This is a genomic window from Mucilaginibacter rubeus, from assembly GCF_014643835.1.
GTDB classification, from domain to species: domain Bacteria; phylum Bacteroidota; class Bacteroidia; order Sphingobacteriales; family Sphingobacteriaceae; genus Mucilaginibacter; species Mucilaginibacter rubeus.
This window is the reverse complement of the sequence record NZ_BMKD01000008.1, coordinates 238,870-254,697: the sequence shown is the minus strand read 5'-3', so window position 1 is coordinate 254,697 and position 15,828 is coordinate 238,870. Positions and strand designations below refer to the sequence as shown.

At 44.2% G+C, this 15,828-nt stretch carries 14 protein-coding genes and 1 riboswitch; of the genes, 8 read left to right on the top strand and 6 right to left on the bottom strand.

The window, feature by feature from the left end; genetic code table 11:
- Window positions 1–83: 83 nt before the first annotated feature.
- Window positions 84–1,148 carry a FecR family protein gene (locus IEX80_RS23450; RefSeq protein WP_090530670.1) on the bottom strand — a complete coding sequence of 355 codons (1,065 nt, stop codon included), beginning with the start codon at window positions 1,146–1,148 and terminating at the stop codon, window positions 84–86.
- Between the two features lie 241 nt (window positions 1,149–1,389).
- On the opposite strand from IEX80_RS23450, the gene IEX80_RS23445 reads away from it, so the two are divergent.
- Window positions 1,390–1,950: an RNA polymerase sigma-70 factor gene (locus IEX80_RS23445; RefSeq protein WP_090530673.1), complete on the top strand. Its 561-nt coding sequence runs from the start codon at window positions 1,390–1,392 to the stop codon at window positions 1,948–1,950.
- A gap of 220 nt (window positions 1,951–2,170) precedes the next feature.
- On the opposite strand, the gene IEX80_RS23440 is transcribed toward IEX80_RS23445, so the two are convergent.
- Both IEX80_RS23440 and IEX80_RS23435 read right to left on the bottom strand, forming a co-directional pair.
- Window positions 2,171–3,508, bottom strand: coding sequence for an efflux RND transporter periplasmic adaptor subunit (locus IEX80_RS23440; RefSeq protein ID WP_090530676.1), 1,338 nt, complete (start codon window positions 3,506–3,508; stop codon window positions 2,171–2,173).
- A gap of 36 nt (window positions 3,509–3,544) precedes the next feature.
- Window positions 3,545–4,990 (bottom strand): TolC family protein, encoded by a 1,446-nt coding sequence (locus IEX80_RS23435; protein WP_188834335.1) that lies wholly within the window; start codon window positions 4,988–4,990, stop codon window positions 3,545–3,547.
- 101 nt (window positions 4,991–5,091) lie between these two features.
- Between IEX80_RS23435 and IEX80_RS23430 the strand changes: the two genes are divergently transcribed.
- Entirely contained in the window at window positions 5,092–5,712 is a 621-nt protein-coding gene (locus IEX80_RS23430; RefSeq protein ID WP_188834334.1) for a polysaccharide deacetylase family protein, read from the top strand.
- 135 nt (window positions 5,713–5,847) lie between these two features.
- Window positions 5,848–6,594, top strand: coding sequence for a class I SAM-dependent methyltransferase (locus tag IEX80_RS23425; protein WP_188834333.1), 747 nt, complete (start codon window positions 5,848–5,850; stop codon window positions 6,592–6,594).
- 3 nt (window positions 6,595–6,597) lie between these two features.
- On the opposite strand, the gene IEX80_RS23420 is transcribed toward IEX80_RS23425, so the two are convergent.
- The 3 genes from IEX80_RS23420 to bshA form a co-directional block, all read right to left on the bottom strand.
- Window positions 6,598–7,986, bottom strand: coding sequence for a voltage-gated chloride channel family protein (locus tag IEX80_RS23420; RefSeq protein WP_188834332.1), 1,389 nt, complete (start codon window positions 7,984–7,986; stop codon window positions 6,598–6,600).
- Window positions 7,987–8,044: 58 nt separating this feature from the next.
- Window positions 8,045–8,109, bottom strand: a riboswitch (Fluoride riboswitch).
- A 109-nt stretch (window positions 8,110–8,218) separates the two neighbouring features.
- The gene (locus IEX80_RS23415; RefSeq protein ID WP_090530691.1) at window positions 8,219–8,410 is read right to left on the bottom strand and encodes a hypothetical protein; all 192 of its coding nucleotides are present in this window, start codon (window positions 8,408–8,410) and stop codon (window positions 8,219–8,221) included.
- Window positions 8,411–8,504: 94 nt separating this feature from the next.
- The gene (bshA, locus tag IEX80_RS23410) at window positions 8,505–9,659 is read right to left on the bottom strand and encodes an N-acetyl-alpha-D-glucosaminyl L-malate synthase BshA (RefSeq protein ID WP_090530693.1); all 1,155 of its coding nucleotides are present in this window, start codon (window positions 9,657–9,659) and stop codon (window positions 8,505–8,507) included.
- 176 nt (window positions 9,660–9,835) lie between these two features.
- On the opposite strand from bshA, the gene IEX80_RS23405 reads away from it, so the two are divergent.
- From IEX80_RS23405 to IEX80_RS23385, 5 genes are all read left to right on the top strand, one after another.
- The gene (locus IEX80_RS23405; RefSeq protein WP_090530694.1) at window positions 9,836–10,258 is read left to right on the top strand and encodes a VOC family protein; all 423 of its coding nucleotides are present in this window, start codon (window positions 9,836–9,838) and stop codon (window positions 10,256–10,258) included.
- A 197-nt stretch (window positions 10,259–10,455) separates the two neighbouring features.
- Window positions 10,456–11,130, top strand: a complete 675-nt coding sequence (locus tag IEX80_RS23400; protein ID WP_188834331.1) for an energy transducer TonB — start codon at window positions 10,456–10,458, stop codon at window positions 11,128–11,130.
- Between the two features lie 47 nt (window positions 11,131–11,177).
- Window positions 11,178–11,681, top strand: a complete 504-nt coding sequence (locus IEX80_RS23395; protein WP_188834330.1) for a hypothetical protein — start codon at window positions 11,178–11,180, stop codon at window positions 11,679–11,681.
- Window positions 11,682–11,916: 235 nt separating this feature from the next.
- Window positions 11,917–14,235, top strand: coding sequence for a PSD1 and planctomycete cytochrome C domain-containing protein (locus IEX80_RS23390; protein WP_188834329.1), 2,319 nt, complete (start codon window positions 11,917–11,919; stop codon window positions 14,233–14,235).
- Between the two features lie 4 nt (window positions 14,236–14,239).
- Window positions 14,240–15,697, top strand: a complete 1,458-nt coding sequence (locus IEX80_RS23385) for a DUF1501 domain-containing protein (protein ID WP_090530702.1) — start codon at window positions 14,240–14,242, stop codon at window positions 15,695–15,697.
- The last annotated feature ends 131 nt before the right edge of the window (window positions 15,698–15,828 follow it).

Sequence of the window (15,828 nt, the reverse complement as noted above, 5' to 3'; positions counted from 1 at the left end):
GCGTGTTGGTAGCACATCCGGGTTTTTTATGTAAAAGAGAATGTTAGTTTTTGATCATAGTTTCCTTTTTGTTTTTTTAGTCGTTAATCATTATTGTTGTTTCGTGTAATGTTTACTGTATTGCCGTTTACCGAATAATTGATAGCGGTATTAGCTTTTATAATAGCCAGCACTTTTTCGATGCTTTGGATATTTTTAAAACTGCCCGAATAGCGGATACTGCTCAGTTCGGCATCGGTCATGTTGATGGTTACATTATATCTGCGTTCAAGCACTTTAGCTATTTCGCTAAGGGTAGCGCCGTCAAATACCAGCAGGTTTTCCTTCCAGCCATCATAACGGTCAAGCTTTGCCGAATCAATCTCCGATACCTGGATCTCATTCAGGCTTTTTGGATCTGGTGTGGTATAGCTATAGTTTTCTTTTTTGGGATGATAATAAATGCGGAGCACCTGCCGCGGCTTTACATAAATCCGGCTCATTTCATGCGCATTGTTATCTATATTTCCCTCTACAGATACCTCGCCTTTTACTACTGTGGTTTCAAAGAACGGGTCGGAGGCATAGGCCTTAAGATTAAACTTTGTACCTATGTCCCTTATGGTATAGTTTTTCGTATTTACAATAAAAGGGATTGTCTTTTTCCCGGGAGCGATATCAAAAAACGCTTCGCCTTCCAGGTAAACGGTACGCGTTGTTTTACCAAAATCGGCCGTATAATTAAGCTTACTGTCCGCATTAAGCCAAACCTGTGTGCCATCGCTCAAAACAATTTTTTTAATGGCGCCAGGGTTAGCGGCTATTTGCCTTACGCTTTCTGCATTTTTTGAATACCTGTTATATAAGGTAGCCGTAACCGCTGCCAGTAAAGCAATAGCCGCTGCCACTTTGCCCCAGGTGATCAGCCTTGCATAGCGCGACGGCTCCGCTGGTTCCATACCAGTCGAAAGTTTATTATAGGCGTTATCTTTATTTACAACCGCTGGCTGCAGGTAAAGCATGTTATGCCAGGTTTCATACAGTTGTACAAAATACTGCTCGTTTTCGGGGTGCGCACTTATCCATTGTTTAACCTGCTCAAGCTCCTGCAAGGTAGCTTCGCCGGTTATGTATTTTACCAACAGTAGTTTTACTTCTTCGTTATCCATTTGTAATATTATCGTTAAGACAATCAACAAAACAGATACCCTCAAAACGAAAAGAAATATTTTTCAATTTTATTCGGCGAGTAACCTGAACGTCCCCTTCATATTACGCGTAACTGTTTTTTTACAGAATGTTTGTGTTTAGCTTTTCATTATTTCCATATTAAATTTGATACAGAATGAAAAACTCTGTAACTTGTTAAAGTTTTTTAAAAAGTATTCGGATTAATTAAAGGCGGGATTAATGATCCAGGAAAACAAACTACCTATAACCTCATTTACACAGGGTGACGCGAAAACGTTTGAAACCCTGTTCAGGCTATACTATACCCGCTTAACCTTGTTCTCCAATCGTTTTGTAAACGATTTAACCGTTGCCGAAGAAATTACTGCCGATGTATTCACCCACCTGTGGGAGCGCGGGCATGAGGTCAATTTTTGCTCATCAGTAAGTTCCTATCTTTTTAAAATGGTGCAAAACCGAAGCCTCAACTACCTCAAACGCCAGAAGATAGAAAACCTTTACGTTAATTACCTCGAAAAAAACAACCTGTTTGATGAACTGCGCAATACGCTCGAAAACGGACTGGAGGAAAAAGAACTCGCCCTGCAGATAGAAGCTGCCATAGCCACCCTTCCCGAAAAATGCCGCGAGATTTTTGTATTGAGCCGTTTCAGCGATATGAAATATCGCGAAATTGCCATGCAGCTCAATATCTCCCCCAAAACAGTTGAACGCCAGATGAGCATCGCCCTCGAAAAATTACGCCAGGTGTTGAAGCATGTGAGTTATATGCTTTTTTAAATTGCCGGTAAGTTACTATATAATAGTTGCCGAAGGGTTGCACGCTGGCATTCTGTCCACGCTTCGAGGGCCCGACCTTGACAACTGTTCAACTTAAATTCGCGCTTTTTTACGAGTGTTTAAATCATCGGAAATTCCATTCACAAAAAAGCCCGGCGAAACCGGGCGTCTGAAAATCTAATTGATATGCACATTTGAATCCTGCACATATGCATATCAATTACTTAGTATTATCAGCGTTAAATAATTTTGACTTATCTACTTTCTGAACAGCTTGCCCATCGCTAAGCGTTTTTGAAATAGCCGAATATGGAGCTGATACAACTTCTTCGCCACCTTTAAGGCCGGATAAGATCTGGATGTAACTATCGTTCTGGATACCCGTAGTTACCTGTACCTGTTTAAGCTTACCTGCGTTTAGTACAAATACGTATTCTTTGGCTACCGGGCTGATTTGTGGTTTACTCTTATCCTCATCAGCTTTCGGCGGACCGTTATTTTCTTTCTTTTCCTCGCGGGTGGTTACCGATTGGATTGGTACCGACAGAGCTTTGGCCGAATTGGTGCTGATATCAACAGTGGCTGTTAACCCCGGACGGAAAGGTGATGGATTATCGGCTGTTTTCTTTAACAGGGCGGCATATGAATCGGCATTGATCCTCACTTTTACAGTAAAGTTTGTTACCTGGTCGGCAGATGTACCTACCACGTTTGCCGAACTGCCTATTTCAGTTACCACACCGGTAAATTTCTTGCCTAAAAACGCGTCAACTTCAATTTTTGATGAATCGCCAAGGGAGATGCGGTTGATGTCATTTTCATTCACGTCAACATTCACGTCCATTTTGCTCAGATCAGATATAGTCATGATTTCGGTACCGGCAAATTGCTGGGTACCCAAAACACGCTCACCTTTTTCAACAGATAGCTTTGAAACCACCCCGTCAACCGGCGAGTAAATAGTTGTTTTCGCGAGGTTATCCTGCGCTTCCTTAACTGATGCCTGTGATTGTGCCAGGCCATATTGCGAGCCTACCACATTTTGTTTGGCAGCTTCAAGCGATGCTTTAGCGCCTTCATAAGCAGCTTTGGCATTTTCAAATTCCGAAACCGTTAACACTTTTTTATCATAAAGCTCTTTACTGCGCTTGTAAATACCGGCCTGGTTAGCATAAGTAGCTTCGGCTTGTTTAAGCATCTGGCTTGAATTACCTACGCTTGCTTTTTGGGTATTGTACGATGCGATAGCCCGGTCATAACCTGACTTTAAAATGTCGGGCCTGATCTTACAAAGCAATTGGCCTTTTTTAACCACATCACCCTCTTTTATTGGCAGTTCAACCACCTCGCCCGATACTTCGGGGCTTATCTTAACCTCAACATGTGGTTTGATCTTTCCGCTGGCCGATACGGTTTCATTTATTTCGCGTGTTTCGGCCTTTTCGGTAGCTACCTGGGTTAGCGCGGGCTTGCCTATCAGGCCCGTAACCTTAGCAATGATCAGCAGGACAATCAGTGCGCCAAGACCTATCAGAATATATTTAGTAGTTTTTCCCATGACGGTGAATTTGGATATTTTACGGTTAAGATTTTATTAAAGTGTTATAGGGTTACCTAAATAATAGTCAATGACTTTGCTTCTGAAAATCACCTGGTATTGCGCCTCAATCATATCAAACTGCGATTTGTTAAGGTTGGTTAACGATGTATTATAATCAAGCGAGTTAACCAAACCTACTGTATAGCGTTGCTGGATAATATTAAACGCATCTTTATTGGCATTGTAGGTCTGTGTCGCCGATGCATAACGCTTATCGGCGGCCTGCAAATCCCATACTGCCTGGTAAATGATTTTACTCAGGTTATTCCGCGCCAGCTGCGCAGTTACTTCGGCATTTTGGTTTTGCAGTTTTGCTTTCCGTACCGCAGTGCGAGACAAGAACCTATTGAAAATAGGGACCTGCAAGCTTACTCCCACCGATTGGTTAAAGTTGTCACTCAGTTGCCTGAAAAAGGGGTTGCTCTTGAAGCCTACTTTGTAATTAGGTACTACAACCGCCTGCTGCGAGTTTTGAACAAAGCCAACAGTATCAAATTTACCGGTTGGTGTAGCGCCAAAAGGCGTATTCTTGGCATCAGAAAAATAAGAGCCGGCAGCACCAAACAAAACCACCGACGGATAATAATTTCCCTTTGCTATTTTAACACCCTGCGCCGCAGCTTTTTGGCGCTGTTCGGCCAGTAGTACATCGGGGTTTACTGCAAGAGCGGTTTTTACAACTTCCTGGGCATCATATACAGTTTTCACATTGTTTAACTTACTGATGTCGGGCCTTTCAACTCTAATATCAGTGCCGGGATCCATCTCCATATATTGCTTTAGGGTCAGGAGCGATTGCTCCAGTTGATTCTCGGCATTGGTATAGTTCAGATCGTTGGTCGAGAGCTGCGCTTTTGCCTGCGACAGATCGGCAAGAGTTTGATTACCTACATCAAATCCTTTCTGAGCGCGATCCAAAGCTATTTTGGATACATCAATCTGCTGCTGGGCGGCTGTTACCAGATCCTGGTTGGTCAACACCAGCAAGTATGTAGTAACCACGTTCAATATCAGGTCGTTTTTTACTTTGGCAACGTTGGTTTTATCGGCATCAAGCAAAATCTTATTCTGGATTACCGTATTACGCAATTGTCCGCCCTGAAAGAGGGTAACTTGTGAGGTGAAGTTACCGCTTACCGCCAAAATACGCTGGTTGCTGAACTGGTTGGTTGAAGGGTCGATATTACGGCCAAAGTTGAATGAGCCCTGTGGGCTTACTGCTAAATTTGGCAGTTGATTATATTTCGACTGTTTAAGATCTTCGTTGGTGATGGCAGCTGTGAACTCGGCTTGTTTAATAGTAAGATTACGTTCAAGGGCCAGGTCTACTGCCTTTTGCAAGCCTATTACTTCCTGCGCGCCGGCATTAAAGCTGCATACCGAAAATATAATTGTGCAAATGAGCGTTGCTTTAACTGATAGTAATAATTTTAGTTTCATAAGGTTTTTCTATACAATGGTAAGCAACTGTTCATTACATTGCAGTGTTTATTTTTGTTAAATGTTGTTAATAGGGATAAAACACAAACTACCTCATCTGTATGTACCTGGTTAAAACTCCCTGGCTGCTGAAAAAGCTTTATCCCCAACTTACCTGGGATATAAAATCAACTGACCGTTGCATTTATCTCACTTTTGACGACGGCCCTATACCAATTGTTACACCGGCTGTATTAAATATTTTAAAACAATACAATGCCAAAGCCACCTTTTTTTGCATTGGCGACAATGTACGCAAGCACCCCGATATTTTTGAACAGGTAAAAGCCGGCGGCCATGCCATAGGCAACCATACTTTTAACCACCTAAAAGGCTGGAAAACCGATACGCAAACCTATCTTGATAATTTTTTACAGGCCGATAAATTGCTGGATACGCCGTTGTTTCGTCCTCCGTACGGAAGGATCAAAAGGGAGCAGATCCGGGCGCTGAAAGCAGCGAGACCCAATCTAAATATTTTTATGTGGGATGTGCTCAGCGGCGATTTTGATGCGGCCCTTAAACCTGAAGATTGCCTAAAAGGAGTGCTTAAATATACTGAAGCAGGATCGATGGTAGTATTTCATGACAGCATCAAAGCTTTTGATCGATTGGAGTATGTACTGCCGCGGGCTTTGGAGGTTTGGAGTAAGGAAGGGTATAGTTTTAAGAGTTTACAGTAAGCAGTTGGCAGTGCTCTGTTGGCGACTGTAAGTTGTTAAACATTCCCATTTATTAAATACTGCTTACTGCACAATGAAAACTGCCAACTGAAAACCGCCAACCGGAAACTGCCTACTTTTTATACCTTTGCACCCATGAGCAACGAACTCACCGACAAGGCATTTTGGGCCGGTTACTGGGAATCAAAAAAAGACCTGGCTTTTAATGTGCCGGCTAATTATACTTTTCATAAGCTGCTAAAAAGCATTATCGATACCAACAAACCGGCGTCGGCTATTGAGCTTGGGGGTTTTCCGGGTTATTTTGCCATTTTTTTGAAGAAGTATTTCGGGTTAAAAACTACGCTGTTCGATTTTTATGTGCACCCAAAAGTTTTGAAGGAAGTACTGGATGCCAATCAGCTTAATGATCGGGACATCGCGGTTATTGAAGGCGACCTGTTCAAATACCAACCCGAAACCGAATATGACCTGGTACTTTCATGCGGATTGATAGAGCATTTTAATGATACCAAAGGCATTATTGAAAAACACCTCTCTTTCCTTAAACCGGGAGGCACACTGTTTATTACCCTGCCTAACTTTACCGGTGTTAACGGATGGGTACAACGCAACTACGACCTTAATAACTACGAAAAACACAACATCAATAGTATGAACCCTCCATTACTGGCCAGCTATTGCAAGGAACTTGGCTTAAAAAATGTTGAGGCATATTATTACGGCAAATTTTCGGTTTGGCTGGAAGATAAGGCTAACAAGCCTGCCATAGCTAAAGCCATCACCAAACTGGTGTGGGTAGCAGGCAAGGTTTTTACCAAAATCATCCCGGTAGAATCAAAGCTATTATCTCCTTACATTGTGGTTACCGCCACTAAATAATGCTTATTCCTTCGCTTTAAGGAAACTATATTTTGCCAGCTTATGATATAAATATCCGCGCCTTTTCATTGCTTCCGAAAGCGTTTTGTCATCGGCCGGTCCACCGGTTAACTTAGTAACTCCAATTCTTTGGGAGCCATATATACCCGTATGCCCGCTGAAAAGATAGGCTGTGAAACAGGCCACGGCAAACAACAGGGCGTGTTCGCCACCAAAAAGCTCTATACCCATAAAAGTACAGGCCAGCGGGGTATTAGTTGCGCCTGCAAAAACCGCTATAAAACCTAAAGCGGCAAAAAGGCTAACCGGCGCATCAAGTAAACCGGATAAAGTGTTACCCAAAGTAGCGCCAATATAAAACAGCGGTGTTACCTCTCCGCCCTTAAAACCTGTACCTAAGGTTACGGTAGTGTAAATGGTTTTCCAGAGCCAGCTCCAGGTATCGGCACCGCCGGCATGAAAAGCTGAAGGGATTGTAACAGCACCAGCATGTTCGGCATCTACCCCTAAACTTAGGTAATCGGGTTTGCCATTAACAAAAGTAAGCGCGATAATGATCAGCCCGCCAATAAACGGGATCAACCAGGGCGTTTTGATGTATTGTGTAAAAAAACTTTTGATGCCATGTACCATTTTGGCAAAAAGGTAACTGACCAGCCCGAAAGCGATAGAAGCTACTATAGTTTTGAAGATCATTAACAGGTCGGTTGAAACATAGCCTGAAAACCAATGCGGGATAACAGGGATAATATCAATATGATAAGGCGTATGATGAACACCCCAGGCGGCCACCGTAATATCGCCGGCAATGCCCGCAATAAGACATGGCAGCAGCGCATTATATTGCACCCGGCCTATCGTCAGCACCTCCATTGCAAAAACAGCACCAGTTAACGGCGTACCAAATACCGCACCGAAACCCGCCGCTATGCCCGCGGTAAGTACTGTTTGGGTATCAGCTTCATTAAGCATAAGCCATTTGCCTATCATTTGGGCTAAGCTGCCGCCCATTTGTACCGCCGTTCCCTCGCGCCCGGCCGAGCCGCCAAACAAATGAGTAATAATAGTAGTAATCAGCACCAGTGGGGCCATACGCTTAGGGACCCCGCCACCGGGGTTATGGATTTCATCAATAATTAAATTATTCCCCTTTTCGGCCGGACCACCAAAAAATTTATAAATGAAAAATATCGCGATACCTGCCAACGGCAGCAAATACAACAGCCAGTTATGTGCAAACCTAAAATGGATAGCCCAACTCAACAACCACAAGAATAAGGCAACCGCGCTGCCAATAACAACAGCTATGGGGATGATAATGACCGTCCACCGGAGGGCGTTTTTAAGAATTGCGAAATGTTGCGAAGAAAAAAGTTGGTTTTGATTTTGCATGTTGCTGATATTTATGTACCCACAAAAAATTAGCACAGGATAAAAGCCCGTGAGTTAATTGTCTGTAGGCGCCATCAGCTTTTTAGGGCGGTTAAGTAGGAAGACACCATTTCCTTTTGTGACGCTAATATAGGTTTCTTTTCGCTAAAAATAAAATAGCCTTACTTAGCACGTATGCATGAGTAAGGCTATTTTCCCTTGTCTTTTGAACAGACCGGCTCAAGTTATTTACTTAAGCAACGCTTAGTGTTTCCACATCCTTAAGTGCCAGAAGCATTAATTTACCCTGGTATTCCACCCAGATGTCGGCGAAACTATTCTCATCGTACCCCATAAATTTTAATGGATGACCAATGTGCAGGTTTTTCCATTTCTTTCCGATGTACTTAAGGAGTTGTCCGCTTTTTAGTGTGTGCTTTGCCATAAGTTTTAACTTTTAGGAGTGAAAAACTAAATTAATTAACGAAACCGATAAAATTTAACTTTTTAAGAATATTTTTTGAATTGTATCAGGTTTATTACAACTGTTGGTTAAACAGCTTAGCTTTATTTTGCTCAATTACCTCAAGATAAAAGTTTTCATATTTGGGCAAAATGGTAGATAATTCAAACTCTTTGGCGTGTGCCAGTGCATTTTCTTTAAATTTAGCTAAACGTTCTTCATCCTCCAAAATAAATATTGCTTTTTCTGCCATACCTTCTACATCTCCTGGCTCTTTCAAAAAGCCTGTTACACCATCAATATTTAATTCGGGCAAACCACCGGCATTACTGCTGATCACCGGCACTTTACAAGCCATAGCTTCAAGAGCCGCTAAGCCAAAACTTTCTGATTGCGATGGCATCAGGAATAAATCGGATACAGAAAGGATCTCTTCAACAGCATCCTGTTTACCTAAAAAGCGTACATTATCGGTAACGCCCAAATCACGGCAAAGCTGCTCGCACATGGAACGTTCGGGGCCGTCGCCTACCATCAGTAGTTTCGACGGGATCTTTTTAATCACTTTAGCAAAAATCTTCACTACGTCTTCGGTACGTTTAACCTTACGGAAGTTGGAGGTATGCACCAGGATTTTTTCGCCCGAAGGTGCAATCGCTTTCTTAAAATGATCTTTAGGTTTAAGGCTGAACCTGCTAAGGTCAATAAAGTTAGGGATCACGAGGATATCCTTCTTAATATCAAAAAACTTATAGGTATCCTCTTTAAGGTTTTGCGATACGGCTGTTACACCATCACTTTGGTTAATGGAAAAAGTAACAACCGGTTTAAAGGTACGGTCTTTACCAACCAACGTAATATCTGTGCCGTGCAGCGTAGTTACCACCGGGATGTAAATGCCATAGGTCATTAATATTTGCTTGGCCATAAACGCAGCCGAAGCATGGGGTATAGCATAGTGCACATGCAGTACATCCAATTGCTCATGACGCACCACATCAACCAGCCTGCTTGCCAGGGCCAGCTCGTACGGCGGAAAATCGAACAGCGGATAGTTGGAAACCGAAACTTCGTGATAAAACAGGTTTTCGGAAAAGAGATCCAACCGCGCCGGCTGGTTATAGGTCACAAAATGAACTTGGTGACCACGGTCTGCAAGGGCTTTACCAAGTTCAGTGGCAACAACCCCGCTTCCGCCAAAGGTTGGGTAACAAACAATTCCGATCTTCATTAATATGTTTTAATTGGTGCAAGTTTAACTGCAATTTACATCAAATGTGTTAAGCTTGTGTAAAATGATGGATGGATGATAATTACTGCATATTTATTTTGCCGGCGTTGCCAACCATATCTGTTACCGAGTGTTTAAACATACATTAAATCCATAATAAACAACTGATTATCAGCATGAGCAATCATATAAATTTAGCAATAAACGGAATACAACATATCGGCGTGCCGGTAACCAATATTGAAGCATCACAACAATTTTACGCCAGACTGGGCTTTCACAATGTAATGCAAGCCCCTTTTACCGATAACAGCGGTACCGGCACCTGCGTTATGATGCAGCGCGGCAATATGATCATGGAGCTTTACCAATTGCCTGAAGCTTCGCTGGCCGAGATCCGTTCAAGATCAAACGGGCACATTGATCACGTAGCCTTTGATGTTGATGATATCAACCTCGCCTTTAAAACTATTAAAGAAGCTGGCTTCAACGTGATCGAACCAGAGCCCGTGTTTTTACAATTCTGGAAAAATGGCTGCAAATATTTCAACATCACCGGGCCGGATGGCGAACGGTTGGAGTTTAACCAGGTACTTTGATTTGGGAATTCGGATCTTCTATTTTGGATTTAGTTATACATATAAAATAGGTAGTAAGCCAATGACAGCAAGTTGATTGGTAAGCCGCTTGCAAATGGGGTACTGAAACCAATATGACTATCCGTTTAGTTACTCAGCCACAATTCTTTCTAAGGCTATCTAAACATAATCCGCAATTTATTGTCGATATTTATACTATGCTTAAAGCGCTTTGTCTCCATATCGCGTTCATCATTTTTACAGCGGGTTATTTGCTTGCCCAGCAGCCTGCGTTTAAAGGCGGACAGCAGGCGTTTAACGATTTCCTGAAGACAAAGATCATTTATCCTGAATACTCGCGGCAAAATTGTATTTCGGGAACCATCAATGTTTCGTTTATGGTTGATAAAGATGGTATGGTACATGATGCAAAAATACAGGATGGCCCCGGTATCGACCTCGACGACGAAGCTTTGAGGGTTATTAAACTTACATCGGGCCAGTGGGTAGTCCCGGCGGGATATAATCTTAAAACCAATATCGTTCAACCCATCCGTTTTGACCCTGATCCCGCACGTTGTGGCCCAGCCAGCATCCGCGATATGCAAAGCGCTATTGCCAGCTATAAAGCTCAGCAGGAGCTGGAAAACGCGGTTACCAATTACTACAGCAACAAATACAAAGGCAAGGCCGATACCACCAAAGAGGCTATCATTATTAACCTCAAAAAACAACTTGGCTACGATGATGATTTTATAAATGATGTACTAAGCCAGGCCGGCGAAAAATTTAAACAAGGCGACACAGAAGGTGCCTGCCATGACTGGAATTTTATCCGCAACATAGGCAGCGATAAAGCCGATAATTTTATAAAAAAGTATTGCGCTCACTAACCCCTAAAGGGAGAATATGCCACCAAATTCCCTAACTTGCCCTTGTTATGAAAACCGAACCTGAACTTCGCAAAAAAATAAAAACCTGGGTAATTGTATTTATCATCGGTCTGGTACTAAGTGGTGTAACCGCTTTCCCTATCGAAACTGAGCTTGCCTGGCTTGCTAATCATGCCTCCGTATTTCCGGGATTTATGCAGAACTGGCTAACCAATGTTTATCTCGCTGTAAAAACAACCAATCAAAACTATCCTTACCTGGCGTATGGTACCGACTGGCTGGCTTTCGGTCACCTTGTTATTGCTATGGCATTTGTTGGCCCGCTGAAAGATCCGGTTAAAAACATTTGGATAATTGAGTTTGGCATGATCGCCTGTGTAATGGTGTTCCCGCTGGCCTTTATTGCCGGCCCAATCCGCGGTATCCCCGTTTACTGGCGGTTCATTGACTGCTGCTTCGGTATTTTTGGGATCATCCCTTTATATATCGTTTACCGGGATATTAAAAAGTTGGAAAAGATGATCAATCAGAACATTGCTCCTTTACATTAAAAAAACAAATATTAGCCGGTCAAATTCAATTTATTGTTCATCGGCTATTCCGTTTTTATTCTTTTAAAAATGCCCTCCTTTGCGCGTATGTTAAAACATTTGTACAAAATGTATGAACATATCATTTTTCATGCTATATTGCCCCCGCTAAATCAATTTGAGTACATAAATATGTATTTGCAAATTGTGCTATAAATTATATAACTTTAATTTCTGTTTAACCAATTTTAAACCCATGTACCGGAAGTTGTATTATGTGTGGCTTACAATAGCCATCTGCATGCTGTACACGCTTTATTCCTGCCATTCATCCGGCGGGATAGCCGAAGAACAGGTGCCCGATACCATCAGCTACAACTTTAATATCCGCCCAATACTTTCAGACAAGTGCTATAAATGCCACGGCCCTGATGCTTCTCATCGTGAAGCCGACCTTAGGCTTGATCTTCCGGAGAGCGCCTATAAGGCATTAAAAGATAACCCATCTTCGCACGCGCTTGTGCCCGGAGATCCTATGCAATCGGAGGTTTATCGCCGAATCTCTACCAAAGATACTACCGAGCAGATGCCGCCGGCATCATCCAATCTTAAGAGATTATCGCCCTATGAGGTTGAACTCATTCACAAATGGATAAAACAGGGCGCCAAATATGAAAAGCACTGGGCTTTTGTCGCTCCGCGAAATTACCCGGTTCCGCAGGTTAAAAACACGGCATGGCCTAAAAATGCTATCGATAATTTCGTACTGCAAAAAATGGAGCAGGCCAGCCTGGAGCCTAATCCCGAAGCGGATAAAGAACGCCTGCTGAAACGCATTTCACTCGATTTGACCGGTCTGCCGCCATCCCTTGCTTTAATGGATGAGTTTTTAGCCGATAAAAGCGCCAATGCTTACGAAAAAATGGTGGACAAGCTGATGGCAGCTCCGCAATACGGCGAAAAAATGGCGCTGCACTGGCTGGATGTTGCCCGCTATGCCGACTCGCACGGTTATCAGGATGATAATTACCGCACCCAATGGCCATGGCGCGACTGGGTGATCCATGCCTATAACGAAAACCTGCCATATGATAAATTCATTACCTGGCAGCTGGCGGGCGATCAACTACCAAACGCCACTAAGGAGCAGTTGCTGGCTACGGGCTTTAACCGCAACCACAAAATAACCGAAGAAGGCGGCGTAATTGATGAGGAATACCGGGTAAGTTATGTAACCGACCGAACCAATACCTTCGGCAAGGCCATGTTGGGCGTCACGCTTGAATGCGCGCATTGTCATGATCACAAATACGACCCTTTTTCGCAAAAAGAGTACTACCAGGTTTATGCCTTTTTTAATAATGTGAAAGAAGTGGGCTTGCAATCAACCGTGGGTGGGCCCGAAACCTACGCCAAAAATCCGATGATGCAGATCAGTAACGACGATGTTAAAAAGATCCTGACTTTTGTGAACAAGCGCGATACCGATAAGCTCATCGTATCCATCATGACGGATAGTGACAAGGTGCGGCCGACATACATCCTCAAACGAGGCAACTACGATGCCCATGGCGATGAGGTGCAGGCCGGTACGCCCAAATCCATTTTGCCATTTACCAATAACTACCCAAAAAACCGCCTGGGTTTGGCCGAATGGCTATTCAACAAAAATAACCCGCTTACCGCACGTGTATTTGTAAACCAAATGTGGCAGGAGTTTTTCGGCAAGGGCATCGTAAAAAGCTCTGGAGATTTCGGTATGCAGGGAGATCTGCCGTCGCATTCGGAATTGCTTGACTGGCTCGCGGTTGATTTCCGCGATCATGGCTGGAATATTAAACGGCTGGTAAAACAGATGGTAATGTCGGCCACTTATCGGCAATCGGCAGCGGCCACACCCGAAAAACTGAAGGGAGATCCGGATAATACTTTATTAGCCCGGGGCCCAAGGGGCCGTTTACCTGCCGAATTTGTTCGTGACCTGGTGCTGGCCAGCAGCGGGCTGCTTAATCCAACCATTGGCGGCCCGAGTGTTAACCCTTACCAGCCGCCAGGCCTTTGGGAAAATGCCACCTCGGGCAGGGGGATTTTGGCAAATTACAAACAGGTGCATGGGCCTAACCTGTACCGCAGGGGAATGTATACCCTAATTAAACGTACCGTTCCGCCAGCATCCTTAGGTATTTTTGATGCCAGCAACCGCGACCAGTGCGAGGTAAAACGCCTGCGTACCAATACACCATTACAGGCCCTGGTAATGCTCAATGACCCAACCGTATTGGAAAGTGCGAGGGTTTTAGCTGCAAAGCTTTTGCAGGATAAAAGCACGCCGACAGCAAAGATCACCAAAGCGTTCCGCTTGATCCTCTGCCGCCATCCGCAGGAAAAAGAACTGGCTATTTTAACTTCGTACTATACAGATGAACTAAAAACCATGAAAAAGGCCGATGCCGAAAAATTGCTAACCGTGGGCGAATACCCGGTACCGGCCAATTTGGATAAAATAACCCTCGCAGCTATGATGAAAGTGGTTGATACCATGTATAATCTGGAAGAAGCCATAACAAAAACCTGAGCACATGGAAAAATATTTTTTAGAAAACAGGCTTAACATCAACCGGCGCAGGTTTCTTTCCAGGCTCAGTCTGGGCATTGGCAGCGTGGCATTGGGTTCATTGCTCATTCCTGATCTGTTTAGCGGCAAGGGCGATGAAGCCGAGGCTGATTTTATCCCCGGCATCCCCAACTTTGCGCCAAAGGCCAAGCGGGTAATCTACCTTTTCCAGGATGGAGCGCCCTCACAACTGGAGTCGTTTGATTACAAGCCCAAGCTGCGTGAAATGATGGGGCAGGAACTGCCGGCATCGGTACGCGGCAACCAGATCCTTACCGGCATGACGGCCAAGCAGGCTTCATTTCCGCTGGTGGGTTCGTTTTATGATTTTAAGCAGTACGGCGAGTCGCGCGCCTGGATCAGCGATATGTTTCCGCACATAGGCAAAATTGCCGATGATATCTGCATTATTAAATCGCTTAATACCGATGCCATCAACCATGACCCGGCGCTAACTTTTTTCCAGACAGGGGCACAGCAGGGTAACCGCCCAAGCATGGGCTCGTGGGTAAGCTACGGCCTCGGCAGCGAAAACAAAAACCTGCCGGCTTTCACCGTATTGTTATCTAAAGGCAAGGGAAACGGGCAGGGTGTTTACTCCAAACTGTGGAGCAATGGCTTTTTAGATTCCATTCACCAGGGTGTACAGTTCAGCAGCGGCGAAGACCCAATCCTGTACCTGAATGATCCTGAAGGACTGAACCGTCACGAGCGCCGTAAAATGCTGGATAAACTGGCCGAGCTCAATGACATGAACTACAAAGAGTTCGGCGACCCGGAAATAAATACCAAGGTACAGCAATATGAAATGGCCTACCGCATGCAAACCGCCGTACCCGAAATTATGGACGTAAGTAAGGAGTCGGACGATATTGTGAAGATGTACGGGCCGGAGTGTCTTATTCCCGGCACTTATGCGGCTAACTGCCTACTGGCCCGCAAACTTTCTGAAAACGGCGTACGCTTTGTGCAGCTTTACCACCAGGGCTGGGACCAGCACAGCAACCTACCGCAGGAAATGGCCGGGCAAGCTAAAGATGTCGACCAGGCATCCGCAGCACTGGTTACTGATTTGAAACAACGTGGTCTGTTGGATGAAACACTGGTAATCTGGGGCGGGGAATTCGGACGAACCAATTACAGCCAGGGTAAACTGGAAAAAGCCAATTATGGTCGCGACCATCATCCCCGCTGTTTCAGCATCTGGATGGCCGGCGGTGGTATTAAGCCGGGCATCGTTTACGGCGAAACAGATGAGTTTGGCTACAACATCGTAAAAGATCCGGTGCACGTGCATGATTTCCATGCCACCATCCTAAATCAATTAGGTATCGACCATAAAAAACTAACTTATAAAAGCCAGGGCAGAAGATATAGGTTAACGGATGTAGCGGGGAATGTGGTGAAGGGGATCATAGCGTAAACCCCACCTAAACCCTCCCCATTCAACTATGTCATTGCGAGGTACGAAGCAATCGCACGGAGGCCGAGGGGCTATGCAAGTCCGCCCCTGTAAAGTTCGCGATTTCTTCGTTCCTCGCAATGACGGGATGA

What these genes read in the sequence shown, in the direction of transcription:
- IEX80_RS23425 (WP_188834333.1), top strand. Translation starts at nt 5,848, where the DNA reads ATGAGCAACGAACTCACCGACAAGGCATTTTGGGCCGGTTACTGGGAA.
- IEX80_RS23420 (WP_188834332.1), bottom strand. Translation starts at nt 7,986, where the DNA reads ATGCAAAATCAAAACCAACTTTTTTCTTCGCAACATTTCGCAATTCTT.
- IEX80_RS23400 (WP_188834331.1), top strand. Translation starts at nt 10,456, where the DNA reads ATGCTTAAAGCGCTTTGTCTCCATATCGCGTTCATCATTTTTACAGCG.
- IEX80_RS23405 (WP_090530694.1), top strand. Translation starts at nt 9,836, where the DNA reads ATGAGCAATCATATAAATTTAGCAATAAACGGAATACAACATATCGGC.
- IEX80_RS23415 (WP_090530691.1), bottom strand. Translation starts at nt 8,410, where the DNA reads ATGGCAAAGCACACACTAAAAAGCGGACAACTCCTTAAGTACATCGGA.
- IEX80_RS23395 (WP_188834330.1), top strand. Translation starts at nt 11,178, where the DNA reads ATGAAAACCGAACCTGAACTTCGCAAAAAAATAAAAACCTGGGTAATT.
- IEX80_RS23385 (WP_090530702.1), top strand. Translation starts at nt 14,240, where the DNA reads ATGGAAAAATATTTTTTAGAAAACAGGCTTAACATCAACCGGCGCAGG.
- IEX80_RS23450 (WP_090530670.1), bottom strand. Translation starts at nt 1,148, where the DNA reads ATGGATAACGAAGAAGTAAAACTACTGTTGGTAAAATACATAACCGGC.
- IEX80_RS23440 (WP_090530676.1), bottom strand. Translation starts at nt 3,508, where the DNA reads ATGGGAAAAACTACTAAATATATTCTGATAGGTCTTGGCGCACTGATT.
- IEX80_RS23445 (WP_090530673.1), top strand. Translation starts at nt 1,390, where the DNA reads ATGATCCAGGAAAACAAACTACCTATAACCTCATTTACACAGGGTGAC.
- IEX80_RS23390 (WP_188834329.1), top strand. Translation starts at nt 11,917, where the DNA reads ATGTACCGGAAGTTGTATTATGTGTGGCTTACAATAGCCATCTGCATG.
- IEX80_RS23435 (WP_188834335.1), bottom strand. Translation starts at nt 4,990, where the DNA reads ATGAAACTAAAATTATTACTATCAGTTAAAGCAACGCTCATTTGCACA.
- bshA (WP_090530693.1), bottom strand. Translation starts at nt 9,659, where the DNA reads ATGAAGATCGGAATTGTTTGTTACCCAACCTTTGGCGGAAGCGGGGTT.
- IEX80_RS23430 (WP_188834334.1), top strand. Translation starts at nt 5,092, where the DNA reads ATGTACCTGGTTAAAACTCCCTGGCTGCTGAAAAAGCTTTATCCCCAA.